At 69.6% G+C, this 24640-nt stretch carries 21 protein-coding genes; 8 read left to right on the forward strand and 13 right to left on the reverse strand.

Annotated features, from left to right (window positions below):
* Nucleotide 1 precedes the first annotated feature (1 nt).
* Nucleotides 2-1696 carry a bifunctional protein-serine/threonine kinase/phosphatase gene (locus AC07OQ_RS18895; RefSeq protein ID WP_495054687.1) on the reverse strand — a complete coding sequence of 565 codons (1695 nt, stop codon included), beginning with the start codon at nt 1694-1696 and terminating at the stop codon, nt 2-4.
* A 53-nt stretch (nt 1697-1749) separates the two neighbouring features.
* Here AC07OQ_RS18895 and nirB point away from each other — a divergent pair, with 53 nt between their 5' ends.
* The 5 genes from nirB to AC07OQ_RS18920 all read left to right on the forward strand — a co-directional run bounded on the left by nirB (nt 1750) and on the right by AC07OQ_RS18920 (nt 9502).
* Nucleotides 1750-4197 (forward strand): nitrite reductase large subunit NirB, encoded by a 2448-nt coding sequence (gene nirB / locus AC07OQ_RS18900; protein WP_495054688.1) that lies wholly within the window; start codon nt 1750-1752, stop codon nt 4195-4197.
* A 15-nt stretch (nt 4198-4212) separates the two neighbouring features.
* Entirely contained in the window at nt 4213-4596 is a 384-nt protein-coding gene (nirD, locus tag AC07OQ_RS18905) for a nitrite reductase small subunit NirD (RefSeq protein ID WP_495054689.1), read from the forward strand.
* Between the two features lie 8 nt (nt 4597-4604).
* On the forward strand, nt 4605-7379 hold the full coding sequence (locus AC07OQ_RS18910; protein ID WP_495054690.1) for a nitrate reductase: 2775 nt from the start codon (nt 4605-4607) through the stop codon (nt 7377-7379).
* On the forward strand, nt 7376-8257 hold the full coding sequence (cobA, locus tag AC07OQ_RS18915) for a uroporphyrinogen-III C-methyltransferase (protein WP_495054691.1): 882 nt from the start codon (nt 7376-7378) through the stop codon (nt 8255-8257). Before AC07OQ_RS18910 ends, cobA begins: the two co-directional genes overlap by 4 nt.
* Before the next feature lie 177 nt (nt 8258-8434).
* A complete protein-coding gene (locus AC07OQ_RS18920) occupies nt 8435-9502 on the forward strand; it encodes a CHASE3 domain-containing protein (RefSeq protein WP_495054692.1) in 1068 nt (355 codons plus the stop codon).
* Between the two features lie 73 nt (nt 9503-9575).
* On the opposite strand, the gene AC07OQ_RS18925 is transcribed toward AC07OQ_RS18920, so the two are convergent.
* On the reverse strand, nt 9576-10235 hold the full coding sequence (locus tag AC07OQ_RS18925; RefSeq protein WP_495054693.1) for an excalibur calcium-binding domain-containing protein: 660 nt from the start codon (nt 10233-10235) through the stop codon (nt 9576-9578).
* 196 nt (nt 10236-10431) lie between these two features.
* Between AC07OQ_RS18925 and AC07OQ_RS18930 the strand changes: the two genes are divergently transcribed.
* Entirely contained in the window at nt 10432-10833 is a 402-nt protein-coding gene (locus AC07OQ_RS18930; RefSeq protein ID WP_495054694.1) for a nuclear transport factor 2 family protein, read from the forward strand.
* 62 nt (nt 10834-10895) lie between these two features.
* On the opposite strand, the gene AC07OQ_RS18935 is transcribed toward AC07OQ_RS18930, so the two are convergent.
* From AC07OQ_RS18935 to AC07OQ_RS18945, 3 genes are all read right to left on the reverse strand, one after another.
* The gene (locus AC07OQ_RS18935) at nt 10896-12116 is read right to left on the reverse strand and encodes a vanadium-dependent haloperoxidase (RefSeq protein WP_495054695.1); all 1221 of its coding nucleotides are present in this window, start codon (nt 12114-12116) and stop codon (nt 10896-10898) included.
* A gap of 116 nt (nt 12117-12232) precedes the next feature.
* On the reverse strand, nt 12233-13783 hold the full coding sequence (locus AC07OQ_RS18940; protein WP_495054696.1) for a methyl-accepting chemotaxis protein: 1551 nt from the start codon (nt 13781-13783) through the stop codon (nt 12233-12235).
* A gap of 154 nt (nt 13784-13937) precedes the next feature.
* On the reverse strand, nt 13938-15476 hold the full coding sequence (locus tag AC07OQ_RS18945) for a methyl-accepting chemotaxis protein (protein WP_495054697.1): 1539 nt from the start codon (nt 15474-15476) through the stop codon (nt 13938-13940).
* Between the two features lie 131 nt (nt 15477-15607).
* Here AC07OQ_RS18945 and AC07OQ_RS18950 point away from each other — a divergent pair, with 131 nt between their 5' ends.
* Entirely contained in the window at nt 15608-16378 is a 771-nt protein-coding gene (locus AC07OQ_RS18950) for a type III pantothenate kinase (protein ID WP_495054698.1), read from the forward strand.
* Between the two features lie 47 nt (nt 16379-16425).
* Here AC07OQ_RS18950 and AC07OQ_RS18955 read toward each other — a convergent pair whose 3' ends face one another.
* Complete coding sequence (locus tag AC07OQ_RS18955) at nt 16426-16902, reverse strand: hypothetical protein (RefSeq protein WP_495054699.1); 477 nt, start codon at nt 16900-16902, stop codon at nt 16426-16428.
* A gap of 106 nt (nt 16903-17008) precedes the next feature.
* A complete protein-coding gene (locus AC07OQ_RS18960) occupies nt 17009-17299 on the reverse strand; it encodes a hypothetical protein (protein ID WP_495054700.1) in 291 nt (96 codons plus the stop codon).
* Between the two features lie 395 nt (nt 17300-17694).
* Between AC07OQ_RS18960 and AC07OQ_RS18965 the strand changes: the two genes are divergently transcribed.
* A complete protein-coding gene (locus AC07OQ_RS18965) occupies nt 17695-18297 on the forward strand; it encodes a helix-turn-helix transcriptional regulator (protein ID WP_495054701.1) in 603 nt (200 codons plus the stop codon).
* Between the two features lie 51 nt (nt 18298-18348).
* Here AC07OQ_RS18965 and AC07OQ_RS18970 read toward each other — a convergent pair whose 3' ends face one another.
* From AC07OQ_RS18970 to AC07OQ_RS18995, 6 genes are all read right to left on the reverse strand, one after another.
* Nucleotides 18349-18807, reverse strand: a complete 459-nt coding sequence (locus AC07OQ_RS18970; RefSeq protein WP_495054702.1) for a hypothetical protein — start codon at nt 18805-18807, stop codon at nt 18349-18351.
* A gap of 138 nt (nt 18808-18945) precedes the next feature.
* Nucleotides 18946-20259, reverse strand: coding sequence for an ATP-dependent protease ATPase subunit HslU (gene hslU / locus AC07OQ_RS18975; RefSeq protein ID WP_495054703.1), 1314 nt, complete (start codon nt 20257-20259; stop codon nt 18946-18948).
* The gene (hslV, locus tag AC07OQ_RS18980) at nt 20256-20819 is read right to left on the reverse strand and encodes an ATP-dependent protease subunit HslV (RefSeq protein WP_495054704.1); all 564 of its coding nucleotides are present in this window, start codon (nt 20817-20819) and stop codon (nt 20256-20258) included. Before hslV ends, hslU begins: the two co-directional genes overlap by 4 nt.
* 58 nt (nt 20820-20877) lie before the next feature.
* Nucleotides 20878-22665, reverse strand: coding sequence for a hypothetical protein (locus AC07OQ_RS18985; RefSeq protein ID WP_495054705.1), 1788 nt, complete (start codon nt 22663-22665; stop codon nt 20878-20880).
* A 40-nt stretch (nt 22666-22705) separates the two neighbouring features.
* The gene (dksA, locus tag AC07OQ_RS18990) at nt 22706-23401 is read right to left on the reverse strand and encodes an RNA polymerase-binding protein DksA (RefSeq protein ID WP_495054706.1); all 696 of its coding nucleotides are present in this window, start codon (nt 23399-23401) and stop codon (nt 22706-22708) included.
* 149 nt (nt 23402-23550) lie between these two features.
* Nucleotides 23551-24606 (reverse strand): CobW family GTP-binding protein, encoded by a 1056-nt coding sequence (locus AC07OQ_RS18995; protein WP_495054707.1) that lies wholly within the window; start codon nt 24604-24606, stop codon nt 23551-23553.
* Nucleotides 24607-24640: the final 34 nt, after the last annotated feature.

The raw sequence follows: 24640 nt of genomic DNA on the forward strand, positions 1-24640 counted from the left end.
CCTATTTGGGCAGAAAGAGCAGCCAGTAGATCAGCAGCAGGTTGAGCAGGCCGGACAGCGCCAGGCCCAGCTGCCACAGCACCAGCGGGTTGCGCCGCGCCAGCGGCGTGCTGCCGGGGGCGGGCAGCGGCCGCGAGGCGCCGCGCTCCAGGGCCAGCAGCAGCTCCTCGGCGGTCTCGAAGCGCAGGCCGGCCTCGCGATTGACGGCCTTCAGCAGCAGATGGTCCAGCCAGATCGGCACCTCGGGCCGGGTGCGCGAGGGCGCGGCCGGGTCGCGGCGGAAACGCGCGCGCTGGTAGGGCTCGATCTCGCCGTAGGGCAGGTGGCCGGTGAGCCATTGGTAGAGGGTGACGCCCAGTGCATAGAGGTCGCTGCCGGCATCGGCCGCGAGCTGCTGATGGGGCGGCTCGGCCCATTGCTCGGGGTTGATGTAGCTGGGCGTGCCGGCGTGCAGCTCGCGCAGTGCCTCGGGCTCGCGGCCCGAGAGGGCCACGCCCAGGTCCAGCAGGCGCCACTGGCCGTCGTCGCCGAGGTGCACATTGGCGGGCTTGATGTCGCGATGCACGACGCCGGCGCGGTGCAGGCGGCCCAGGGCTTGGGCCAGGGCCGCGGCGGCCGCCAGGAACTCGGGCAGGGCGGGGCGCTGGTCGAGCAACTGCTCCAGCGTGCGGCCGCCATGCCAGTCGAACAGCAGGTAGAAGGCGCTGGCGCCGACGGGTTCATGCGCGCGCACCAGGCCGCCGGCCTCGGCCAGGCGCTGGCCCAGCCAGCCCTCGTGGGCCAGCATCGCGCGTTCCTGCGGGTCGCCGGCGCGGGCCTCGTGCAAGGTCTTGATCGCCATCAGATGGCCGTCGGCATGGCGGGCCTGGTAGAGCCGATGCACGCCGCTGTCGGCCACCAGCGCGGTGATGGCGAGACCGTCCAGCAACTCGCCCACCCGCAGCTTGGGCGGCACGGGCAGGCGCAGGGACGCCCCCAGCACGTCATCGTACTGGCCCGGAGCCAGCCCGCGCACCTGCAGCAGCAGGGCCGTGGCGTTGTCGGGGCCGCCGGCGTCCAGCGCGGCCTGCACCAGGGCCGCGGCCGCGGCCTGCGGGTCGTCGCCGCCCGCCAGGGCCGCGAGACGCTTCGGCGCCAGCACTCCATGCACGCCGTCGCTGGTCAGCAGCAGGCGGTCGCCGACGCGCAGCTCGCCCTGGGCATAGTCGACGCGCACCACGTCGTCCAGGCCGATGGCGCGGGTCAGGCGCACGAAGTCCCGTTGGTCCAGCGCATGGTCCTGGGTCAGCGCCAGGCAGTCGCCGTCGCGCAGCAGATGGATGCGGCTGTCCCCGACATGGGCCACGGTGTAGCTGTGGCCGCGCAGCACGATGGCGCTCAGCGTGGTCAGCGCCGAGGGCTGCTCGCGGCGCCGGTTGTGGTGGAACAGCCAGGCGTTCTGCGCGGCGATCAGGCGGTCCAGGGCCACCGTGGTGTCCCAGCCCGCGGGCGCGGCGTAGTAGTCCTGCACCACGCTCATCACCGTGGTCTGCGCCGCCATGCGGCCATCGCCGCCCGCCGACACGCCATCGGCCAGCGCGGCGATCCAGCCCTTGGACTGGTCCGCAGCGGCGGGGCGCTGCACCGCGGCGAAATCCTCGTTGCGTTCGCGCGGGCCGCGTGCGCTGGCCAGGCCGATGGCAATGTCGAAACTCATGATGGCGGCGATTCTGCCTTCTTTGCTTTCTCTTCCCGCACGGAGCGTGATGCATGAAAAAGATGAAACTGGTGATGGTGGGCAACGGCATGGCCGGCGTGCGCACGCTGGAAGAGCTGCTGAAGATCGCCCCCGATCTCTACGACATCACGGTGTTCGGGGCCGAGCCGCACCCCAACTACAACCGCATCCTGCTGAGCCCGGTGCTGGCCGGCGAGCAGACGATCGACGAGATCATCCTGAATCCGCTCGACTGGTATGTCGACAACAACATCACCCTGCACCTGGGGACCAAGGTCACGCAGATCGACCGCGTCCGCCGCAAGGTGGTGGCCGAGGACTCGAACGGGCAGATCGTCGAGGCCGACTACGACCGCCTGCTGGTCGCCACCGGCTCCAGCCCCTTCATCCTGCCGGTGCCCGGCAAGGACCTTGAAGGCGTGATCGCCTACCGCGACATCGCCGACACCAACACGATGATCGAGGCGGCGACGAAGTACCGCCACGCGGTCGTGATCGGCGGCGGCCTCTTGGGCCTGGAAGCGGCCAACGGCCTGATGCTGCGCGGCATGCAGGTGACCGTGGTGCATCTCGGCGACTGGCTGATGGAGCGCCAGCTGGACGACCAGGCCGGCGAGCTGCTGCGCAAGTCGCTACAGGGACGCGGCCTGAGGTTCATGCTGGGGGCGCACACCCAGGCGCTGATTCCGGACAAGGACGGAAGGGTGATGGCCGTGCGGTTCAAGGACGGCAGCGAGATCCCGGCCGACCTGGTCGTGATGGCCGCCGGCATCCGCCCCAACACCACGCTGGCCGAAAGCGCCGGCATCCACTGCCAGCGCGGCATCGTGGTCAGCGACACGCTGCAGACCGTCACCGACCCGCGCATCTACGCGGTGGGCGAATGCGCGGCGCACCGCGGCATCGCCTACGGCCTGGTGGCGCCGCTGTTCGAGCAGGGCAAGGTCTGCGCCACCCACCTGGCCCAGTTCGGCATCGGCCGCTATCAGGGCAGCCAGACCAGCACCAAGCTGAAGGTCACCGGCATCGACCTGTTCAGCGCCGGCGACTTCATGGGCGGCGAGGGCACCGAGGAGATCGTGATGAGCGATCCCTTCGCCAGCGGGGGCGGCGTCTACAAGAAGCTGGTGATCAAGGACGACCAACTGGTCGGCGCCTGCCTCTACGGCGACACGGTGGACGGCAGCTGGTACTTCAAGCTGCTGCGCGAGGGCCGCAAGATCGCCGACATCCGCGACAAGCTGATGTTCGGCGAATCGAATATCGGCGATGTCGGCCACCAGGGCCACAACAAGGCCGCCGCGATGGCCGAAACGGATGAGGTCTGCGGCTGCAACGGCGTCAGCAAGGGCAGCATCTGCAAGGCCATCAAGGACAAGGGCCTGTTCACGCTGGAGGAGGTGCGCAAGCACACGAAGGCCAGCGCCAGCTGCGGCTCCTGCACCGGCCTGGTGGAGCAGCTCTTGATGTTCACCGCCGGCGGCGACTACTCGGCCGCACCGAAGAAGAAGGCGATCTGCGGCTGCACCGAGCTGAGCCATCAGGATGTGCGCGACGCGATCTTCAAGGAGCACATCACCAGCCTGGAGCAGCTCTACCGCACGCTGGGCTGGAAGACGCCGAACGGCTGCGCCAGCTGCCGCCCGGCGCTGAACTACTACCTGATCTCCAGCTGGCCCAAGGAGGCGCAGGACGATCCGCAGGCGCGCTTCATCAACGAGCGCAGCCACGCCAATATCCAGAAGGACGGCACTTACTCGGTGATCCCGCGCATGTGGGGCGGGGAGACCACGGCCGACGAGCTGCGGCGCATCGCGGACGCGGTCGACAAATACAAGATCCCGACGGTCAAGGTCACCGGCGGCCAGCGCATCGACCTGCTGGGCGTGAAGAAGGAGGACCTGGTCGATGTCTGGAAGGACATCGGCATGCCCTCGGGCCATGCCTATGCCAAGGCACTGCGCACCGTGAAGACCTGCGTCGGTTCAGAATGGTGCCGCATGGGCACCCAGGACAGCACGCAGATGGGCAAGGACCTGGAGCGCGCGATGTGGCGCATGTATGCGCCGCACAAGGTCAAGTTCGCGGTCAGCGGCTGCCCGCGCAACTGCGCCGAGGCGGGGATCAAGGACGTGGGCATCATCGGCGTCGACTCGGGCTGGGAGATGTACGTCGCCGGCAACGGCGGCATCAAGACCGAGGTGGCGCATTTCTTCACCAAGCTGAAGACCCCGGCCGAGGTGCTGGAGTACACCGGTGCCTTCATGCAGCTCTACCGCAAGGAGGGCTGGTACCTGGAGCGCACCGTGCACTACATCGCGCGCGTGGGCCTGGACCATGTGAAGGCCCGCATCCTCGACGACCACGAGGGCCGCCGCGCCCTGTGGGCCGAGCTGCAGTACGCGCTGGACGGCGAGCCCGATCCCTGGTTCGAGTTCGACAAGGCCAAGGTCGATCTGCGCCAGTTTGAAGCCCTTTGATCCGAGGAGATGGCGATGAGTGACTGGAAGACCATCTGCGCCGTGAGCGATATTCCCGTGCTGGGTTCGCGCCGTGTGCAGCGCGCGAAAGGCCCGCAGGTCGCGCTGTTCCGCACCGCGGACGATCAGGTCTACGCCCTGCTGGACCGCTGCCCGCACAAGGCCGGTCCCTTGAGCCAGGGCATCGTGTTCGGGCGTGCCGTGGCCTGCCCGCTGCACAACTGGACCATAGCCCTGGACAGCGGCTGCGCCCGCGAGCCCGACGAGGGCCGCACGCCCAGCTTCGCGGTCAGGATTGAAGAGGGACAGGTCTTGCTCAATCGGGCCGAGCTGGACAGCGTGGCCATCGAGCTGGAGCCGGTCCAGGCCGGCCCCTGCACCCGCATCGGCAGCTGCTGATCAAGGCCATGCACGAGACACGCTCCACCTGCCCCTACTGCGGCGTCGGCTGCGGCGTGATCATCGAGAGCGAGGATGGCGCGCAGATCACCGGCGTGCGCGGCGACCCCGGGCATCCGGCCAACTTCGGCCGGCTCTGCACCAAGGGCTCGACCCTGCACCTGACGGCCGCGCCGATCACCTTGCAGCGCCGCCTGCTGCAGCCGGCCTGGCGCGCGGCGCGCGGCGAGCCCGCGCAGCCGCTGGGCTGGGACGAGGCCAATGCCCGCATCGCCGCACAACTGGCCGCGGTGCGCGTCAAGCATGGGCCGGACGCGATCGCCTTCTACATCTCGGGCCAGCTGCTGACCGAGGACTATCACGCCTTCAACAAGCTGGCGCGCGCCCTGGTCGGCACCAACAACATCGACTCCAACTCGCGCCTGTGCATGAGCTCGGCCGTGGTCGGCTACAAGCAGAGCCTGGGCGCCGATGCGCCGCCGGCCTGCTACCAGGACATCGAGCTGACGGATTGCCTCTTCATCGCCGGCGCGAATCCGGCCTGGGCGCATCCGATCCTGTTCCGGCGCATCGAGGATGCGCGGGCCAAGCGGCCGGAGCTGAAGATCATCGTCGTCGATCCGCGCCGCACCGAGACGGCGGAGTTCGCCGACCTGCATCTGCAGATCCAGCCCGGCACCGACGTGGCCCTGTTCCAGGGCCTGCTGCACGCCTGCATCTGGGAGGGCTGGATCGACGCCGCCTTCATCGCAGCGCACACCGAGGGCTTCGCCGCGCTGAAGGCCCTGGTGCGCGAGATGACGCCGGCGGCGGCGGCAAGGATCTGCGGCATCGAGGAGGCCGACCTGCTGCAGGCGGCGCGCTGGATTGCGAAGTCGCCGTCCACCCTGTCGCTGTACTGCATGGGTCTGAACCAGAGCAGCAGCGGCACGGCCAAGAACACCGCCCTGATCAATCTGCACCTGGCCACCGGCCAGATCGGCCGGCCCGGCGCCGGCCCCTTCTCGCTGACCGGCCAACCGAATGCGATGGGCGGCCGCGAGACCGGCGGCATGGCCAGCCTGCTGCCCGGCCACCGCGACCCGGCCAATGCGGCGCACCGCGCCGAGATCGCGCGCCTGTGGGGCGTGGAGGCGCTGCCCGAGACGCCCGGCAAGACCGCGGTGGAGCTGTTCGAGGCGGCGGCCCGCGGCGAGATCAAGGCCCTGTGGATCGCCTGCACCAACCCCGCGCAATCGCTGCCCGACCAGGACCTGGTGCGGCGCGCGCTGCAACGCTGCGAGCTGGTGATCCTGCAGGAGGCCTTCGGCGACACCGCCACCGCCGCCTATGCCGACGTGCTGCTGCCGGCCGCCAGCTGGGGCGAGAAGGAGGGCACGGTCACCAACAGCGAGCGCCGCATCACGCGCGTGCGCGCCGCCGTGCCGGCGCCCGGCGGCGCGCGCGCCGACTGGCGCATCGCGCGCGACGTGGCGCGCGAGCTGGAGCGTCTGCTGCGCCCCGGCCTGCCCAGCCTGTTCGGCGCCGAGGGACCCGAGCAGCTGTGGCTGGAGCACCGTGAGGCCACGCGCGGCCGCGACCTGGACATCACCGGCCTCAGCTACGCCCTGCTGGAACAGCGCGGCCCGCAGCAATGGCCCTATCCCGAGGGCGCCAGCCAGGGCCGCGCGCGCCTCTACGAGGACGGCCGCTTTCCCGCCACGCCGGCCGGCCGCGCGCGCTTCATCGCCAGGCCCTATGCGCCGGCGCGCGACGAAACGAATGCGAAGTTCCCCCTCGCGCTGACCACCGGCCGCCTGCGCGACCAATGGCATGGCATGAGCCGCACCGGCCTGCTGGGCCGGCTGTTCGCGCATGAGGGCCGGCCGCTGCTGCGCATGAACCCGAACGACATGCCGCGCCGCGGCCTGCAGGACGGCGACTTCGTGCGCGTCGCCTCGCGCCGCGGTGAGCTGACCCTGATCCTGATGGGCGACGAGGCGATCGCGCCGGCCCAGGCCTATGTGGCCATGCATTGGGGCGAGGAGTTCGTCTCCGGCCGCGACGCCGAGGGCCGTCCGCTGCATGGCGTCAACGCCGTCACCCAGGGCGGCTTCTGTCCCGACTCCAAGCAGCCCGAGCTGAAGTTCGCGGCCGTCGCGGTGCAGCGCCTGGAACTGCCCTGGCGGCTCTCGGCCGCCGCCTGGGGCGAGGCCGGCCATGCGTTGCGCGGCGTGATGGGCGAGCTGGACTATGCGCATTGCCTGCCGGTGCAGGGCCCCGAAGGCCTGCAGGGCTGGGCCTTCGAGGCGGCCAACGCCACGCCGATCGCACCCGAGCTGGTGCAGCGCGTGGCCGCCATCCTCGGTCTGCAGGGCGCGGGCGTGCCGCCAGGCGTCTTGCGTTATGCCGACACGCGCCGCAGCCGACTGCGCCTCTTGCGCCTGGATGAGGCGGGCCAGCGCCTGCTGGGCCTGCTGACCGTGGGCGAGGGCGGTAAGGAGGGGGCCTGGCTGCACCAGCTCTGGCGCGAGGCCGGGGCGGTGGCGCCGCATGGCCGGCGCCTGCTGGCGCCCGATGCCGGAGATGCCGCGCAGGATCTGGCTCCAAAGAGCCCGCAGGTCTGCAACTGCTTCGACATGTCCGAGGCGCGCATCCGCGGCCAGCTGGCGCAATGCGCGGGCGCCCCGGCCGAGCGTCTGAAGGCCCTGCAAGGGGCGCTGAAATGCGGCACCCAATGCGGTTCCTGCCTGCCGGCGCTGCGCCGCCTGATCGATTCCACCCCTTGCGAGGTCACCGCATGAACACCATCCATCCCATCTCCCTCGTCGGCGCCGGCCCCGGCGATCCGGAGCTGCTGACCGTCAAGGCGCTGAAGCGTCTGCAGGCCGCCGATGTGGTGCTGAGCGACGACCTGGTCGACGCCCGCGTGCTGGCCCTGCTGCGCCCCGAGACGCGCGTGCTGAAGGTTGGCAAGCGGGGAGGCTGCCAGATGGCGCCCCCGGGCCAGGAGTACCTGGCCGTGCCCCCAGAGGGGGCGGCGCGCCGCTCTTGGGAGCGGCCCGGCGAGCGGCGCTACTCCACCGAGCAGCGCTTCATCCACGAGCTGATGATCCGCGAGGCCAGGGCGGGCCGGCGCGTCGTGCGCCTGAAGGGCGGCGATCCCTTCGTGTTCGGTCGCGGCGGCGAGGAAATGGATGCGCTGCGCGCCGCCGGGCTGGAGGTCGAGGCCGTCAGCGGCCTGACCTCGGGCATCGCCGGCCCGGCCAGCATCGGCATTCCGGTGACCGACCGGCGCTGCACGCCCGGCGTGGCGCTGGTGACGGGCCACAACGGCGAGGGCGGCCGGGCACCGGACTGGGCCGCGCTGGCGAAGAGCGGGCTGACCCTGGTGATCTATATGGGCGTGGCGCGCAGCGCGGAGATCGTCGCGGCGCTGCGCGCCGGCGGCATGCGCGGCGACATGCCGGCCGCGGTGATCGTGGCGGCGCATACCGAGCGGCAGCGGCAGGCGCTGACGACCTTGGATGGGCTGTGCGCGGCGCTGGCGCGCGAGCCGGGCCTGGGCAGCCCGGCGGTGCTGGTGGTGGGCGAGGTGGCCGGCCTGGCGGCATGCAAGGCCCTGCCCGCGGAGATCGCGCGGAACCTGGCCGCTCAGCCGCCGAGGCTGGCGCTGGGGTAGCGAGGACGGAGCCGGCTCGGCAGCGCGGTCACGGCAGGCGCGTGCGCGGTCAAACAGGCACGGAAAACACGGGCTAACGCGGATATCGCGGGTGCCGGCTTGCCGAACAATGGTCGCGACGAGCCATGACGGCTGAAGCATCGGCACATTCGACCGGGTGCCGTAGAAAGGGGGCGTGTGAAATCGCGCTCCAACTTCGAGACCAAGGTTCTCTTTGCGTTTGGCATGGCCGTGCCGGTCGTCCTGGGGCTGCCCGCCATCATCTGGAACCTGGCCAGCGACGCGGCCGAGGCGGCGCAGCAGGTGGCCCGGATGCAGCGGCTCATGCATACCCTCGCGCAGACCAAGGTAGCCACGCTGCAGATCGAGCTGAACACGCAGAGCTTCCGCGTCACCGGGGACCTCACGCGCCTGGCGGAGCGCGATGCGGCGACCGACAAGCGCGAGCGCCAGCTGGCGGAGATCGGGCAGCAGACCACGAACCATGCCGCGCAGCAGCAGCGCCTGCGTCAATTGCGGGAGGTGATCGCGCAGCGCCTGGCGCTCTCGCGCGAGATCGAGCGCCTGCGCAAGGTTCAGGGGCAGGCAGCGGCCAACGCCTATGTGAACCAGGCGCCGCTGCAGGAGGCACGGGCCCATGCCTACCGCCTGCTGGACGAGATGGATGAGGAAGAGTGCCTGAGTCTGGAGGCGCACAGCGCGGACCATCAGCGCACCGGCCGCCGCCTGGAGGACAGCGAGGAGCGGCAGTCCATCACCCTGCGTTCGATTGCCGATGCCGTGATGACGACCGATGTCGGCGGGCATATCACGCGCATGAATCCAGTCGCGGCGGTACTGGAGTCCGGCCAGGCCAAGAACCGCGAGCGCGACATCGTGCTGCTGGGGCGCGGCGGCGGCGCCCGTCCCATCGCGATGAGCACCTCCCCCAAGTGCGATCTCGGCGGACGGATCCGCGGGGCGGTCCTGGCCTTCCGCGACATGACGAGCAGCAAGGACTCGGCCGTCATCGTGCGCTCGACCCTCGACCTGGTGCGCGATCTCGACCGCCGCATCGTCGCGGAAGACCTTGAGACGCAGGCGCGCTGGGACCAACTGCTGCGCATGGGCTGCGACTCGACCAGGGCTACTTCATCGCCCGGCCGATGCCGGCCGAGGAGTTCCAGGCTTGGTGGCGCAGCTTCGAACCGCGGGTCGCGGTGGGCTGATGAGGCGCGGGCGCCGCGGCGCCGAGGCCCCGAGTGATGGCGCGAATTCCTGCTGTGCCGCCTCGCGAAAGTCGAGACAGTAACGAGCCAGAGCACTGGATCAGCGAACCCTAGCCGCCACCGCAGTGCTGCTGCTCGCAGGGAATTCCATCGTGATCGCCATCCATTTCGGTGCCGGGGCAGTGGTTGATGAACCATTTCGCTTCCGCGCAGGAAGTCATCTGCGAGCAGTGCTTGCGGCCGTCGCAGCGGTAGTTGCCGCTGCCCGGCGACGTCAATGCGGGGAGAGGGCTGCTGCGGCTACCCTCAACCGGCGCCGATGGCTCGGCCGGCACGCGCTCGAGCGCATGCCGCCGTTCGTAGCCGCGGTACTGCTGGTAGCCGAAGGCGCCGAGGCCGATGACGATCGCCAAGGTCAGCAGTCGGGCCAGCCAGTTCGGCGCGTCGCGGCGAGGCCGGTGGAGCGCGGCTGTTCGCGATGATGATGATGCCGGCGCAGGCGGTGTCGTGCGGGAGCCGGTGGGCGATGCGGCCTGCTGCGCCGGCGGCCGGCTGTTGCCGATGGCGCTGCGGACGACCTTGATCGCCTGGGGTTTGCCGTTGTCGCCGCGCCCCGGTTCGTAGCTCAGCATCTCGCCCACCGTGGGGCGCGATCCATCGTTGGGAAAGGCGCTGATGTGAACGAACAGTTCCGGCCCGCCATGCGTCGGTGCGATGAAGCCGAAGCCGCGCTCGTCGTGCCAGGTGCGGAGGGTACCGGTGAGGGGCATGGTGGTGAACGCTCGACATGAGGGTGACCGATTGTGCGGCCAAGCCCGTCCTTCTCGACGGACGGGCTGGGTATCGGTCCGCCGATGCACGAGCGGGCCGGCGTAGGAGTAGCCCTACCCCCGAACAAAATATCGTCCGATGGCGTCGGATTCTCGGCGTAGCAGGATGGGAGACTCCCGACAAAAGGAGTCTCAGATGCCGACATCCAGCAAGACACTCATCGACCTTGAAACGAAGTTCTGGCAATCGATGGTCAATCAGGACACCGAGGCCGCCCTGGCGATGCTGAGCGAACCCGCGCTGATGGTCAGCCCGCATGGTGCGCTCAAGTTCGACCATGCGGGTTACCGCAAGATGGCGGAGCATGGGTCCATGGTGATCACGTCCTTTGAGCTGAGCGACGTGGACGTCGTATTCCCCAACGACGCCACGGCCATCTTGACCTACCGCGTCAAGCAGGCCCTCTCGTCCAGGGAAAAGGGCGAACGCAGCGAGCAGGAAATGAATGACACGTCCACCTGGGTCCAGAAGGGCAAGCGATGGCAATGCGTCATGCATACCGAAACCCCGGTCGAGACCGGGCCGGGGCTGCACTGAGGCAAGACGGGCGGCAGCGGCTGCAAGCGTGTCAGCCGCGCCGCCGCCGGCATTGCGCCACCTCAGCGGATCGGCGTGTAGAGCGCCTGCAGCGCGTGCTCGGCCAGCGCGCGGCCCATGCGCTCGCTGGCGTCGAGCGAACTGCGGAAGTGGATGCCGCCCCAGATGCGCACCGAGCGATGTTCGTCAGCCAGGGTCGTGAGGTTGGCGACGCTGCGCGTGAGCTTTGGGTCGGCGCTGTCGGTCACGACGATGGGGCCGGCGTTGCGATCGCCCAGGGTCTGGCCGAGCAGGGTCGCCGCCGTGCCGGCAATGATGGCCGCCTGCGAGGGGTATTCCGGATGCATGGGCGTTGCATTGAGTGGCGTCCAGCCGGCGTCGCGTTCGGTGGCCGGGTTGTTGTCCTGGTCGCCGTTGCGGATCGCGGTGACGGGGCGCCAGAAGTTGTAGTGGAACTTGGCGTCCCAGTCGACGATGAAGGTATTGGCCACGCCGAGGCTCATCAAGGCGAAGCTGCGCGAGCAATCGGCCAGGTTCATCTGCCGCGCGGCGGTGAGCTGGCGCGCGGCCTGATACCAGGCCAGCAGCAGATTCGGCTGCGACCAGAATTTCACCGCATCGCTCTGCGCCGGCGTGCGCTGTGTGCTGCGCGTGCCGCCCAGATCCTTGGTCTCGTTGTAGTCGAGCGCGTACTGGGCGCTGGCCAGCTCGGGCGGCGGGCCGGGACGGAAACGATCGGCCTTGTCGAAACCCCAGGGCTTGGCGCGCGCGTACTGCGCGGTCAGCGGAGGCGTGGTCGGGATCCAGGTGCCGGGCGTGGTGATGGGGCGGTAGGTATCGGGCGCCGCGCTGTCGTCGTTGGCGCGGTCGGCCAGCACGGCGGCGGCGGCCTCCTCGCCGAGCTTGATCGCGGCGTCCTTGGCGGGGCCGTCGGGAACGCCCGCCGTGGCGGCAGCATAGGCCGCGTCGATCTTGGCGCGCTGCGCCGGGAACAGCGCCAGCAGGGCGCCGCGCGCCGCGCTTGATGCGGCAACCTCGGCCGAGGCATCGGGCCGTGGCGCGCCCTTGTAGGCGTAGCGGTTGTAGCGGGGCTGCACCGTGTTGACCGCATCGGCCATCGCCACATGCATGATCGCCAGGGCCCGCGCGCCCGGAGCGCCGCCGGTGTTGGCGGCGTTCATCACGTCGAAGCCCGCGACATTCCAGTCGGTCACGGTGTCGGCCCGGGCCGGCCCGGCGGCACCGAGCGCCATGCCCAGCGTCAAGATGGCGAGAGATTTCATGACACCCTCCAAGCCCAAGTGGCCGTCGAATCGGCTTCGACGCCGGGCAGCGTATGTCGCAACCCAGGGCCGCTCCACCCCTAGGTTCGCGTCCCCGGCCGGAGGCGGGCGGCCGCTCAGCCGAGCTTGAAGTGCCCCATCAGCTCCGCCAGCTTCAGCGCCTGGTCCTTCAGCGATGCCGCCGCCGCCGCGCCCTGTTCCACCAGCGCCGCGTTCTGCTGCGTCATCTGGTCCAGTTCGACCACCGTACCGTTGACCCGCGCGATGCCGCCGCTCTGCTCGCTGGCGGCGGCGCTGATCTCGCCGATGATGTCGGTCACGCGCTGCACGCTGGCGACGATCTCGTTCATCGTGCTGCCGGCGTCCTGCACCAGGCGGGCACCGGTCTCGACCTTGTCGACCGACGTGCCGATCAGGCCCTTGATCTCGCGCGCAGCCTCGGCACTGCGCTGCGCCAGGCTGCGCACCTCGCCGGCCACCACCGCGAAGCCGCGGCCCTGCTCGCCGGCCCGGGCCGCCTCGACGGCGGCGTTCAGTGCCAGGATATTGGTCTGGAAGGCGATGCCGTCGATCACGCCGATGATGTCGCTGATCTTCTTGGAACTGGCGTTGATCTCGTCCATCGTGGCCACCACCTGGCCGACCACGGTGCCGCCGCGCTGCGCCACCTGGGCGGCGCTGCCGGCCAACTGCTTGGCGGTGCCGGCCGCATCGGCGCTCTGGCTGACGGTGCCGGTCAGCTGGCTCATCGAGCTGGCGGTCTGCTGCAGGTTGGCCGCGGTCTGCTCGGTGCGGTTGGACAGGTCCAGATTGCCGCTGGCCACCTCCGAGCTGGCCACCTGGATGCTCTCGGCCGATTCACGCACCTGGCCGACGATCTGCGCCAGCGCGCCCTGCATCGCGCCCAGCGAATGCAGCATCTCGGCTGCTTCATCCTTGCCCTTGACGGCGCGCGCAGGGCTCAGGTCGCCGGCCGCCATCCGGGAGGCGAAGCCGCGCGCCTCGCCAAGCGGCGTGACGATGGACAGCGAGATGCGCCAGGCCAGTGCCAGCCCCAGCGCGACGCAGACCGCGAAGGCCAGCAGCAGCCCGGTGAAGATGTTCTTGACCAGGCTGTCCACCTGCTCGAACACCGTCGTGCTGGTCTTGGCCAGGGTGGCTTCGATGCCCAGCAGCATCGCGATCGCCGGCGCATAGGAGGCGTCGGCCTGCTTCATGTCGGCAAAGGCTTCCTGGGCATCGGCATAGCCGTTGCCCTGCAGCTTCTGCGCCACCGGCGCCACCGCCTTGCGGTAGCTGGCGATGTGCTGGCGGAACGCGGCCAGGTCCTCGCGCTGCTTGTCGGTCTTGGCGATCGCGCCGAAATCGGCCATCGCCTGGTCCAGCCCCTGCTGGGACCGGTCCCAGGCGGCCTTGGCGCGCGCCATGTCCTCGTTGTTGAAGATCGAGGCCACCAGGGTCGCGGTGGCGGCCTGGCTCTCGATCAGCCGGGTGCGGCCGGCGATCGTGATGCTGTTGGCCGGGATCAGTTCCTGCGTGATGCCGTGCAGCGCCTTCTGCGCCACAGACAGACCGAAGCCGCCGATGCCCACCAGCAGGGCGGTCATCAACAGCATCGCGCCAAAGCCCAGCAGCAGGCGGGGGCGGGTTTTCAGGTTGCGCAGCATCGGTAGTCGGTCCTTCTCGAGTTCACGTCTAAGTCAATCAATCAAACATACAGACAATCGTCGCCCGTTCCCTCCGGACCGGCATTCCGCTCGCGCCCGGCAAGGCCCGAGGAGCCGGCTTCGCCGGCCTGGCGGGCGGGGGGGAGGGCTGATCTCACTGCAGGCGGAAACCGCCCACCACCTGCGAGAGCTTGAGCGCCTGGTCCTTCAGCGACTCGGCCGCCGCCGCGCTCTGCTCCACCAGCGCGGCGTTCTGCTGGGTCATCTGGTCCAGCCGTCCCACCGCAGCATTGACCGTGCCGAGGCCCTGGCTCTGTTCGACCGTGCCGGCGCTGATCTCGGCAATGATGTCGGTCACGCGTTTCACGCTGGCGACGATCTCGTTCATCGTGCTGCCGGCATCCTGCACCAGGCGGGCGCCGGTCTCGACCTTGTCGACCGACGTGCCGATCAGGCCCTTGATCTCGCGCGCAGCCTCGGCACTGCGCTGCGCCAGGCTGCGAACCTCGCCGGCCACCACCGCGAAGCCGCGGCCCTGCTCGCCGGCACGGGCCGCCTCGACGGCGGCGTTCAGCGCCAGGATATTGGTCTGGAAGGCGATGCCGTCGATCACGCCGATGATGTCGCTGATCTTCTTGGAGCTGGCGTTGATCTCGTCCATCGTGGCCACCACCTGGCCGACCACGGTGCCGCCGCGCTGCGCCACCTGGGCGGCGCTGCCGGCCAGTTGCTTGGCGGTGCCGGCCGCATCGGCGCTCTGGCGCACGGTCGCGGTCAGCTGGCTCATCGAGCCGGCGGTCTGCTGCAGGTTCGAGGCGGTCTGCTCGGTGCGCTGCGACAGATCGGTGTTGCCGGTGGCGATCTCGGCGCTGGCGGTCTGGATGCTGTCGGCGCTGTGGCGCACCTCGGCCAGCGCCCGGGCGAGCGCCGCGCGCATGCCGCCGAGCGCACGCTGCACATCGCCGATCTCGTCGGTGCGGCTGCTGGCCTCGCCCTGGCTCAGGTCGCCGCGGCCGATGCGCTCGGCCTGGCCCACCAGCTCGCGCAGCGGGCCGGCGATCGCGCGCACCAGGTAGAAGGTGGCCGCCGCCAGGCCGGCGACGATCAGGCCCATCACGATGGAGACGATCCAGACCGTGCGCATGCGCTCGGCCCCGGCCTGCTCGCGCAGCGCATCGGAACGCTGCTGCTGCAGCTTGACGAACTCGGCCTGCGCGTCCAGATAGCTGGCGATGGCGGGCAGCATCTTGCCCCTCAGCGCCGCCACCGAGGCCTCGGCCTGGCCCTCGGTCTTCAGCTTGCCGGCCTCGTTGCGGGCGGCGATATAGGCCTTGCGGGTGTCGGCGATGCGCGCCATCGCGGCCTTCTCCTCGTCCGAGACGGCCAGCGTTTCCAGCTCCTTCTGCATCTCGGAGATGCTGGCCGTCGTGGCCTCGATCTGCGGCTTGAAGGTCTGTGCCACTACCGCGTCGCCGCTCAGGATGCCGGCGGCGGCGCGTGCCGCATTGGCCTCGGTCTGGCCGCGCCAGCGCAGCGCCAGCTCGAACTTGCGCTGCTGCTCGGCCTGGGCCTGCTGGGCCAGGGCCTGCAGCTTGGCGGTGCGCGTGGCCGAGGCCGCGGTCATCAGCGCCACCGTGGCGGCCAGACAGCCCACGGGCAGCCACAGCTTGGCGGCAATCGAAAGCGACTTCATCTACAAGGTCTCCTGGCGGGTCTCGGTGGTGCGTAGCGCGGCGCAGACCGGCTCTTCCTCGCTATCGACCGTGGCGGGCCGATCTTGAGCCTCTGTTAGGCTGACGCCTGCGACAAACTTCTCGCCCCGCCATGAGCTTCCTGGCCATCGACATCGGCAACACCCGCCTCAAATGGGCTCTTTATGCCTCGCCCCAGCCCGGTGCGGCGCTGCTGGCCCATGGCGCGGTGTTCCTGGAGAACATCGACCGCCTGGCCGAGGAGAACTGGCGCGGCCTGCCGCAGACGCCGCACAGCATGCTGGGCTGCAATGTGGCCGGCGACGCGGTGCGTCGCCGCGTCGAGGAGCAGCTGGAGCTGTGGGACATCGAGCCGCGCTGGGTGGTGTCCAGCACCCAGGGCGGCGGCATCGTCAACGGCTATGACCATCCGGGCCGCCTGGGCGCCGACCGCTATGTCGCGCTGATCGGCGGCCGCCACCATGTGCTGGCGCGCGGTGCGGCGCGGGCCGCCCTGGTCGTGATGGTGGGCACGGCGGTGACGGTGGATGCGCTCGACGCCGACGGCCATTTCCTCGGCGGCCTGATCCTGCCGGGCCACGGCATCATGCTGCGCGCGCTGGAGGGGGGCACGGCCGGCCTGCGCGTGCCCACCGGCGAGGTGCGGGAGTTTCCGACCAACACCTCGGACGCGCTGACCAGCGGCGGCAACTACGCCATCACCGGCGCCATCGAGCGCATGCATCGCCATCTGGCGAAGCGCGCCGGCCATGTGCCGCTGACCCTGATGACCGGCGGCGCCGGCTGGAAGGTGGCGCCGTCGCTGGACATCGAACATGAGCTGCACGAGAGCCTGATCTTCGACGGCATCCTGACCCTGCAGGCGCACCGGCTGGCGCTGTAGGCCCGGCGCCGGCCCATGGCCGGCGCATGCATGCCGCCCTCGGGCGTTCAGTCCAGGCTGGCGACGGTCCGGCCGTCGATCAGGGCCAGCGGCTCGGCCTCGTCGGCGCCGCCGGCCTTGAACACGACCAGGAACATATAGCGCTGGCTGGATTGGATGTCGCCGACGCACTCGACGCCATGGACGGCGCGGCGCAGCAGGTGACGGTACTCGAGGGGGCCGCCCTGCGTCCGCACGGCGGCGATTTCCCTGCCCCGCAACTCGAAGCTCACGCGCGTCTGGCCGTTGCGGGCAATATAGGGCAGCGCGCGGGCAAAGTGCTCCCTGATCGCTTCGCCGTAGCCGGGGCAACTGCGGTACACGTCGAGGCGCGGAGCCTCGCCGCGCTTGCCGTGCAACTCCACCGACGGCAGGGGCGCCTCGCCCTGGGCCTGGGCGGGCAGGGCGGCAAACACCGCGAAGCCGATCACGGCCACGGCCAAGGGGACCGCGGTCAGCAGATGGAGGCAGTCGTTCTTGTCCATGATGCGACTCCTTGGCGTGAGGCGCAGGGCGAGGCCTGCATCGGGCGGCGAGCATTCGGGCGAGGCCCGGCCCTGCCGCCGGGGCCGGCGGCGCGGGCCCTGCCGTTCAGCGCATATAGCCGCTGCTTTCGCGGTCGGACCAGTCCATTTCGCCGGCGGCGCGGGCACGCCGGAGCTCGCGGAGCACCTCGGCGCGGGTCAGCGGGCGCGGGCCCGCGGCAGGCGGCTCGGCCTGCAGCAGCTGCTCGGGCTTGGGGTTCGCCTTCGACGCCGGCGCCTGGGCTACCAGGGGCTGGCCGTCGGCGGCGGGGGCGGGCGTCTGGGCGACGGCCGCCATGGACAGCAGCGAGCCGGAGGCGAGGGCGGCGAGGGAGATGTGACGGAAGAAGCGGTTCATGATGAGTCCTTTACTGCTGGGGACGACATGTCGGCATCAAGGTCCTGAGGCCGGGGTCGCCGTCGGTTTGCGGTCGACGGTGAGTTCAGCTTAGGCCGGGCCTCCCGGCGCGCCATCAGTCGCTTGGCGTAGACGGCAGCAGGCGGCGCCGGTTTCTCCGCAGGATGAGCGAGGCCGGGCTTCCGGCCCCCTAGAACGGCCGCGATATGCGTTGGCGCCGAACCGAGCGGCGGCCTAGAGTCGCCAGCGCAGGCCGCATTGCCGGTCCGGCGATCAGGGAGCAGTGCAGCCGCGGCCGGCCAATACCGGGCTGCGGTGTCGGCGCAGACTGGAGGCAAGTTCATGCCTGAGATCGCGTGCTGCCGCTTGGCCTGGGGCCCCGAGCTGGTGCGCCCATGAATGCCGTGTCCCAGCCCACCCGGCTCGAGCGGCTGCTGGCCAGTCTGCCGCAGGCGCTGCTGATCAGCCTCGCTGATCGTCGCCTGCTGTTTGCCAACCCCGCCGCGCAGCGGCTGCTGCGGGACGGCGAGGCGGTGCAGTCGGCGCAGCATCTGATGCGGCTGGGGCAGCTGCGGGCGGTGATGCTGGAGGGGCTGCTGGGACTGGCCGTCAACGGCCGTGCGGCCGAATCGCACCTCTGGTTCGAGCCCGGGCTGAGCACCGGGGTGCTGTATGTCTCGGCCCTGCCGCCCGACCTGGCGGCGAGCACCGGCTGGCCAGCCGGCTGTCTGCTGCTGCAGGTGCAGCGAGACCGGCCGCAACTGGCCCAGGCCGCCAGGCTGGAGGCGCTGAGCACGCGCTGCGCGCTCAGCACGGCCGAGCAGCATGTACTGGCCTTGCTGGCCGATGGACTGAGCGTCGAAGACTCGGCGCATCAACTGGCATTGCGTGTCAGCACGGTGCGCAGCCATGTCCGCCACCTCCTGCACAAGACGGGCAGCCCCAGCCTGATGCAGCTGTTGCGCTGGGTGGGCAGCGGGCGCGACGCGCCGGCCTGAAAGGCGAGGACTCACCGATCGGCCGGGCCTGTCGACTTGGCGATGCGCGCCTCAGCGCGCGGCCTGCGCCAGCAGGGGCGATTCCCGTACCGCCACGCGATCGGCGGGGCTGTCCATGTCGTCGTCGCTCGGCCGGATCACGACCAGGAAGTTGTATTGCTGGTTGGCCTGCCCGTCATTGCTGCATTCCATCCCGTACATCGCGCGGCGCAGGGGCGCGCGGTAGTCCCAGGTGGCGCCGCGGGTCTGGACCTGGTCGACCTCACGGCCGTTGAGCTGGAAGCGCACATGGATCGTCGCGGCCTGGCCGCTGAGGTAGACGGAGCGGGCGAGGGCGCTGCGCATATGTTCATCGACGCCCGGGCAGGAGCGGCGTACATCGGTGCGAGGCGGGTCGGCGCTGCGCATGCCGCGCAGTTCCACGGGGTTCAGGCTGGTCGGGTCCTGGGCGACGGCCATTGGCGCGAGCGCGCAGCAGACCAAGCCGATGGCGGCGATTCGCAGATGCATGGCGGGCTCCTTGTGCTGGGGCGGCGCAGGCCGGCGCTGCGGCCGACCTGTTGTAACAACTTAGTTACGTCCCGCCGGGCACACCAGCCCGTTCGGCGCCGCGCTACACAGTTTTGTGGAGCCCGCGCGACGCAGCCGTCAGAGGATGAAGCGGCTCAGGTCCTCGTTGCGTGCCAGCTCGCCCAGCTTGGTGTCGACCGCCGCGCCGTCCAGCGTGACGGTCTGGCCGGCATGCTTGTGGGCATCGAAGCTGATCTCGTCGAGCAGGCGCTCCATCACCGTGGCCAGGCGGCGCGCGCCGATGTTCTCGGTGCGCTCGTTGACCTCATAGGCGATCTGCGCCAGGCGGCGGATGCCGTCGTCGCTGAGCTCCAGGGTCAGGCCCTCGGTGGCCAACAGGGCCTGGTACTGCTTGACCAGGCTGGCATGGGTGCTCTTCAGGATGGCCTCGAAGTCGTCGACCGACAGCGAGCCGAGCTCGACGCGGATCGGAAAACGGCCCTGCAACTCGGGGATCAGGTCGCTGGGCTTGCTGAGGTGGAAGGCGCCGGAGGCGATGAAGAGGATGTGGTCGGTCTTGACCATGCCGTATTTGGTGTTGACCGTCGTGCCCTCGACCAGGGGCAGCAGGTCGCGCTGCACGCCCTGGCGCGAGACGTCGGCGCCGCCATGCTCGGCGCGGCTGGCCACCTTGTCGATCTCGTCGATGAAGACGATGCCGTTCTCCTGCGCATTGGCCAGCGCGGCGGTCTTGATCTCGTCCTCGTTCAGCAGCTTGGCGGCTTCCTCCTCGATCAGCAGCTTCATGCCTTCGGCGATCTTGAGCTTGCGGGCCTTGCGCTTGTTGCCGCCCATCTGCGCGAACATGCTCTTGAGCTGCTCGGCCATTTCCTCCATGCCCTGGGGGCCGAGGATCTCCATGCTGGGCTTGGCCTCCAGCACGTCGATCTCGATTTCCTTGTCGTCCAGCTGACCCTCGCGCAGGCGCTTGCGCAGGGTCTGGCGGGCGGCGTTCTCGCCGTCGCTCGATGCTTGGCTGCCGGGCACCAGGATGTCCAGCACGCGCTCCTCGGCGGCATCCTCCGCGCGGGTGCGCTGGCGCCGCATCTGCAGCTCGCGCTCCTGCTTGATCGCCATATCGACCAGGTCGCGCACGATCGAGTCGACATCCTTGCCGACATAACCGACCTCGGTGAACTTGGTGGCCTCGACCTTGATGAAGGGCGCGTCCGCCAGCTTGGCCAGGCGCCGCGCGATCTCGGTCTTGCCGACGCCGGTGGGGCCGATCATCAGGATGTTCTTGGGCGTGATCTCGCCGCGCAGCCTCTCGTCGACGCGCTGGCGGCGCCAGCGGTTGCGCATCGCGATCGCGACGGCGCGCTTGGCGGCCTGTTGGCCGACGATGTGGCGGTCGAGCTCGGAAACGATCTCCTGGGGGGTCATGCTGCTCATTCCAGGGTCTCGATGGTGTGGTTGAGGTTGGTATAGATGCAGATCTCGCCGGCGATGGTGAGCGACTGCTTGACGATGTCGGCGGCCGAGAGCTCGCTATGGTTCAGCAGGGCCTTGGCGGCGGCCTGGGCATAGGCGCCGCCGGAGCCGATCGCGACGATGCCCTGTTCGGGCTCCAGCACGTCGCCGTTGCCGGTGATGATCAGGGAGGCGCTGCGGTCGGCCACGGCCAGCATGGCCTCCAAGCGGCGCAGCACGCGGTCGGTGCGCCAGTCGCGGGTCAGCTCGACGGCGGCGCGCACCAGATGGCCCTGGTGCTTCTCCAGCTTGGCCTCGAAGCGCTCGAACAGCGTGAAGGCGTCGGCGGTGGCGCCGGCGAAGCCGGCCAGCACCTTGTCGTGATAAAGCTTGCGCACCTTGCGGGCGCTGGCTTTGACGACGATATGGCCCAGGGTGACCTGGCCGTCGCCGCCGATCGCGACCTGCACGCCGTTGGGGGTCTCGCGGCGCACGCTGACGATGGTGGTGCCGTGGAAGACGGGGTGTTGTTGTTGGTCCATAAGGACTCCAGATAGGGGCGCCGGGCGGGACTTCAACGCCCGCGCCGGGGCGGCACGCTCAGTTCTGGCGGACCTTGACCCTGGCGTGCTCGTCGATGCCCATGGCACCAAAGAACAGGGCCACCAGCCGGTGCGCCTCGGTGAAGATCACGGTGCGATTTTCGCTGCGGCGCGCCAGCACCCAGTTCAGCAGGTCGCCGGCGGCCATGAAGTCCAGCCGGATCAACGTGGGGCAGGCGATGTTCACCAGGGCGGCGGCACCCAGTTCGGCGCTCATCAGGCGCAGGGTCTCGCTGATGTCGCCGCTGAGCTGGCCCGCCAGCTCCAGCTGCACCGAAGCCGGCAGCGCATTCGGGTCGGTGAGGCTGGTTTCGAGGAAGGTGGTCGAGATCTCGGTGGGCGAGGAGGTCGAGTTGGGCGGCGCGCTGGTCGACAGGCTCAGGCCGCTGACCCGCACGCGGCACTTGGCACGCTCCCAGGAGGGGGGCGAAACCTCGTAGGTGACGCAGTAGTCGATCGCGGCCTCGTCGAACTGGTCCGGCCGGTTCACCAGGCGCAGGGTCTCCATGCGCAGCATCCAGATCGCCGGGTCGACGTCGCGGCTGCCCACCGGCGCCAGCTCCCTGAGCTGCTGCAGGAATTGGTCGCCCGCCAGCCAGCGCATGTCCACCTGCTGGTTGGCCCAGCCGCGGAACAGCTCGCGCAACCGGGCGCAGCCCTCGGTATCCAGGCGGCGCAGGGCGGCCCAGTCCAGCACCCAGGGCATGGGCAGGTTCTGGCTGCGTTTTTGCAGGGCGGCGACGGCCTCGGCGTCCAGGTATTCCGGCGCGGCCCAGCAGACGCCGCCGGCCTGGCCCATCGGGGCGCGCTCCTTCTTGGCGGCCTCGGCCACCAGCTTGGGCAGCGAGAACCATTGCGGCGCCGACAGGCCGAACAGCGGCACGTACTCCAGCGCCAGCGCCTCGAACTTGGCCTGCTGGGCGGTGGCGCGATAGAGGTCGAACAGCGCCAGCCAGGTTTCGGCATGCAGGTGGCGCGCGGCCCCTTTCTGGACCAAGGCGCTGAGGCCCTGCTCGCAGGCGCCGTAGTCGGCGTTCGCGAAGGCGATCACCATTTCGTCCAGCTCGGAGTCATGCACCAGTTCGTTGACCTCGACGGCGGCCTGCTCGGCCACCCGGAAGCTCAGCGGCGCGGCCGCGCTCCTGGGGCCGGAGGGGGCGAAGGAACTGCTCGCACCGAACTCCGACGGTAGATGGGGCAGGCGGCCGGGCCCGGTGTCGGACAGCGGCGGCAGGCCCGTGCCCATCACGGCGGCGGCCGACGGCGGCACCGACTCCAGGCGCTCCGCCTCGGCCGGCGAAGCGAATTGACTGACCCTGGGGGGCGCAGGCTCCAGCGGCGAATTGGCCGAGAAGTGCACCGGCCGCGTGCTGGTCTCGAAGAAGCCCGGCGGGTGATTGGCGGCCTGCTGGGTGGGGGCGAAACTCTCGCCCACCATCTGCTGCTCGATCTGGTCGATCTTGGCCTTGACGCCCAGGTCCAGCTTGGAATTGATCTCGCTGTTGCTGCGCTCGACCTCGTCCATGCGCGAGCTGCTGCTGCCCAGGGTGGCCAGTTGCTCGGGGCTCAGGCCCTCGCGGCGGATGCGCCGCAGCATGTCGAGCTCGCGCTTGCGCACGAAGTCATTGCGGCGCTTGCGCTCAATCATGGCGCGCAACTCCGCCTTGGCGAGATCGCCCTCGGGATCGTCCTGGCGCGAGTTGATTTCGGCCCAGTCGGTGGTCGGGTTGGCCACGAAGCGCGCGACCTTGCGCAGAAAGCTCTCGCCGTCTTTCGGTTCTGCCATGCGCGCTGGACCTGGGCCTGGGGGTGCGGTGACCGGAAGATCAGTCGCCGAACATCTTCTGCTTGAGCTCGCGGCGCTGCTGGGCTTCCAGCGACAGCGTGGCGGTCGGACGGGCGATCAGCCGGCCCAGGCCGATGGGCTCGCCGGTCTCGTCGCAATAGCCGTAGTCGCCGCTGTCCAGGCGCGCCAGCGACTGCATGATCTTTTTCAGCAGCTTGCGCTCGCGGTCGCGCGTGCGCAGTTCCAGCGCATGCTCTTCCTCGATGGTGGCGCGATCGGCCGGGTCGGGCACGATCGAGGTGTCCTCGCGCAGGTGCTCGGTGGTCTCGCCGGCATTCGACAGCACGCCGTCCTTCAGCGCCGTCAGCTTGGCGCGGAAGAACTCGATCTGCTTGTCGTTCATGTACTCGGACTCGGGCATGGCCAGCACTTCGGCATCGGTCAGCTCGTGGCCAAGCTTGGTCTTCCAGGCGTTGGCGAGTTTGGGGTCGGCCTTAGCGGCGCTCTTGGGGCTTTCAATCACGGGCGTACTCATGGATCGCGTCGGCGGCTTAGGGGGAGCAAAACGGTCGGTGAAGCGGCTGCTGCCGGGCGACGGGGCAGCTGCTTCCAGGGTGGCCACGGCAGCGCTGTCGAGCTCCGCTGCTTCGGCCTTGGGCTTGGCTGCGCCCTTGGCCGCCTTGACGGCCGTCTTGGACGCTGCCGGGGCGGGTTTGGGGGCCGGTGTCTTGCTCACGTCGGGGTCTCCTCGCGTTACCTCGAATTAAGGCAGTTATACCTGCTCTGGCGGGCTGGATGCCAAGGCGGTCCAGCCTCGGGGGCGGCTTGGGCGGGGCGGATTGTAGCCATGCTCACCTCTCGTCAATCTGACGCCGCCCCCCGATTTCAGGCGAGGCAGCCTTCCAGGCCTTGTAACAGGATGTCCTTGGGCAGGTCGATGCCGATGAAAACCATTTTGCTCTGCTTTTCCTCGCCCGGCATCCATTTCGGTCCCAGGTCCGAGCCCATCAACTGGTGCACGCCCTGGAAGATCACCTTCTTGTCGGTGCCCTTCATGTTCAGCACGCCCTTGTAGCGCAGCATCTTGGGGCCGTAGACCTGCACGATGGCGCCCAGAAAGTCCTCCAGCTTGGCGGGGTTGAAGGGCTTGTCGGAGCGAAACACGAAGGACTTGACGTCGTCGTCGTGGCGGTGATGGTGCGGGTGGTCGCAATGCTCGTCATGCTCATGATCGTGGTGCGCGTGATCATGGTCATGGGGCTCGTCGGCATTCAGGAAATCGGGGTCGATCTCCAGCTTGGCGTTGAGGTTGAAGCCGCGCAGGTCGAACACCTGGGCCAAGGCCACCTCGCCGAAATGGGCTTGCTGCACCGGCGCGCGCGGGTTCATGTGCTTGATGCGATGCGTCAGCGCCTCGACGGCGGCGGGCTCCACCAGATCGGTCTTGCTGATGAAGATCTGGTCGGCGAAGCCGATCTGGCGGCGCGCTTCCTGGCGGTTGTCGAGCTGGTCCTCGGCATGCTTGGCATCCACCAGGGTCAGGATCGAGTCGAGCAGATAGCTTTCGGCGATCTCGTCGTCCATGAAGAAGGTCTGGGCCACCGGGCCGGGGTCGGCCAGGCCGGTGGTCTCGATGATCACGCGCTCGAAGTCCAGCTCGCCCTTGCGCTTCCTGGCGGCCAGGTCGCTCAGCGTGGTGCGCAGGTCCTCGCGGATGGTGCAGCAGACGCAGCCGTTGCTCATCTGGATGATCTGCTCCTGGGTCTCGGCCACCAGGATGTCGGTGTCGATGTTCTCCTCGCCGAACTCGTTCTCGATCACGGCGATCTTCTGACCATGGGCCTCGGAGAGCACCCGCTTGAGCAGGGTGGTCTTGCCCGAGCCCAGGAAGCCGGTCAGGATGGTGGCGGGGATGAGGCCCTGAGACGTGGTGGATGACATGGTGATGTGGGGCTGTACTGCGCTAGCGGATCTG

The sequence above is a fragment of the Roseateles sp. GW821-FHT09B06 genome (assembly GCF_059418245.1).

What these genes read in the sequence shown, in the direction of transcription:
- AC07OQ_RS18965 (WP_495054701.1), top strand. Translation starts at nt 17,695, where the DNA reads ATGAATGCCGTGTCCCAGCCCACCCGGCTCGAGCGGCTGCTGGCCAGT.
- AC07OQ_RS18985 (WP_495054705.1), bottom strand. Translation starts at nt 22,665, where the DNA reads ATGGCAGAACCGAAAGACGGCGAGAGCTTTCTGCGCAAGGTCGCGCGC.
- AC07OQ_RS18895 (WP_495054687.1), bottom strand. Translation starts at nt 1,696, where the DNA reads ATGAGTTTCGACATTGCCATCGGCCTGGCCAGCGCACGCGGCCCGCGC.
- AC07OQ_RS18995 (WP_495054707.1), bottom strand. Translation starts at nt 24,606, where the DNA reads ATGTCATCCACCACGTCTCAGGGCCTCATCCCCGCCACCATCCTGACC.
- AC07OQ_RS18925 (WP_495054693.1), bottom strand. Translation starts at nt 10,235, where the DNA reads ATGCCCCTCACCGGTACCCTCCGCACCTGGCACGACGAGCGCGGCTTC.
- AC07OQ_RS18960 (WP_495054700.1), bottom strand. Translation starts at nt 17,299, where the DNA reads ATGAACCGCTTCTTCCGTCACATCTCCCTCGCCGCCCTCGCCTCCGGC.
- AC07OQ_RS18940 (WP_495054696.1), bottom strand. Translation starts at nt 13,783, where the DNA reads ATGCTGCGCAACCTGAAAACCCGCCCCCGCCTGCTGCTGGGCTTTGGC.
- nirD (WP_495054689.1), top strand. Translation starts at nt 4,213, where the DNA reads ATGAGTGACTGGAAGACCATCTGCGCCGTGAGCGATATTCCCGTGCTG.
- hslV (WP_495054704.1), bottom strand. Translation starts at nt 20,819, where the DNA reads ATGGACCAACAACAACACCCCGTCTTCCACGGCACCACCATCGTCAGC.
- AC07OQ_RS18970 (WP_495054702.1), bottom strand. Translation starts at nt 18,807, where the DNA reads ATGCATCTGCGAATCGCCGCCATCGGCTTGGTCTGCTGCGCGCTCGCG.
- hslU (WP_495054703.1), bottom strand. Translation starts at nt 20,259, where the DNA reads ATGAGCAGCATGACCCCCCAGGAGATCGTTTCCGAGCTCGACCGCCAC.
- AC07OQ_RS18910 (WP_495054690.1), top strand. Translation starts at nt 4,605, where the DNA reads ATGCACGAGACACGCTCCACCTGCCCCTACTGCGGCGTCGGCTGCGGC.
- AC07OQ_RS18955 (WP_495054699.1), bottom strand. Translation starts at nt 16,902, where the DNA reads ATGGACAAGAACGACTGCCTCCATCTGCTGACCGCGGTCCCCTTGGCC.
- AC07OQ_RS18935 (WP_495054695.1), bottom strand. Translation starts at nt 12,116, where the DNA reads ATGAAATCTCTCGCCATCTTGACGCTGGGCATGGCGCTCGGTGCCGCC.
- cobA (WP_495054691.1), top strand. Translation starts at nt 7,376, where the DNA reads ATGAACACCATCCATCCCATCTCCCTCGTCGGCGCCGGCCCCGGCGAT.
- AC07OQ_RS18930 (WP_495054694.1), top strand. Translation starts at nt 10,432, where the DNA reads ATGCCGACATCCAGCAAGACACTCATCGACCTTGAAACGAAGTTCTGG.
- AC07OQ_RS18945 (WP_495054697.1), bottom strand. Translation starts at nt 15,476, where the DNA reads ATGAAGTCGCTTTCGATTGCCGCCAAGCTGTGGCTGCCCGTGGGCTGT.
- nirB (WP_495054688.1), top strand. Translation starts at nt 1,750, where the DNA reads ATGAAAAAGATGAAACTGGTGATGGTGGGCAACGGCATGGCCGGCGTG.
- AC07OQ_RS18950 (WP_495054698.1), top strand. Translation starts at nt 15,608, where the DNA reads ATGAGCTTCCTGGCCATCGACATCGGCAACACCCGCCTCAAATGGGCT.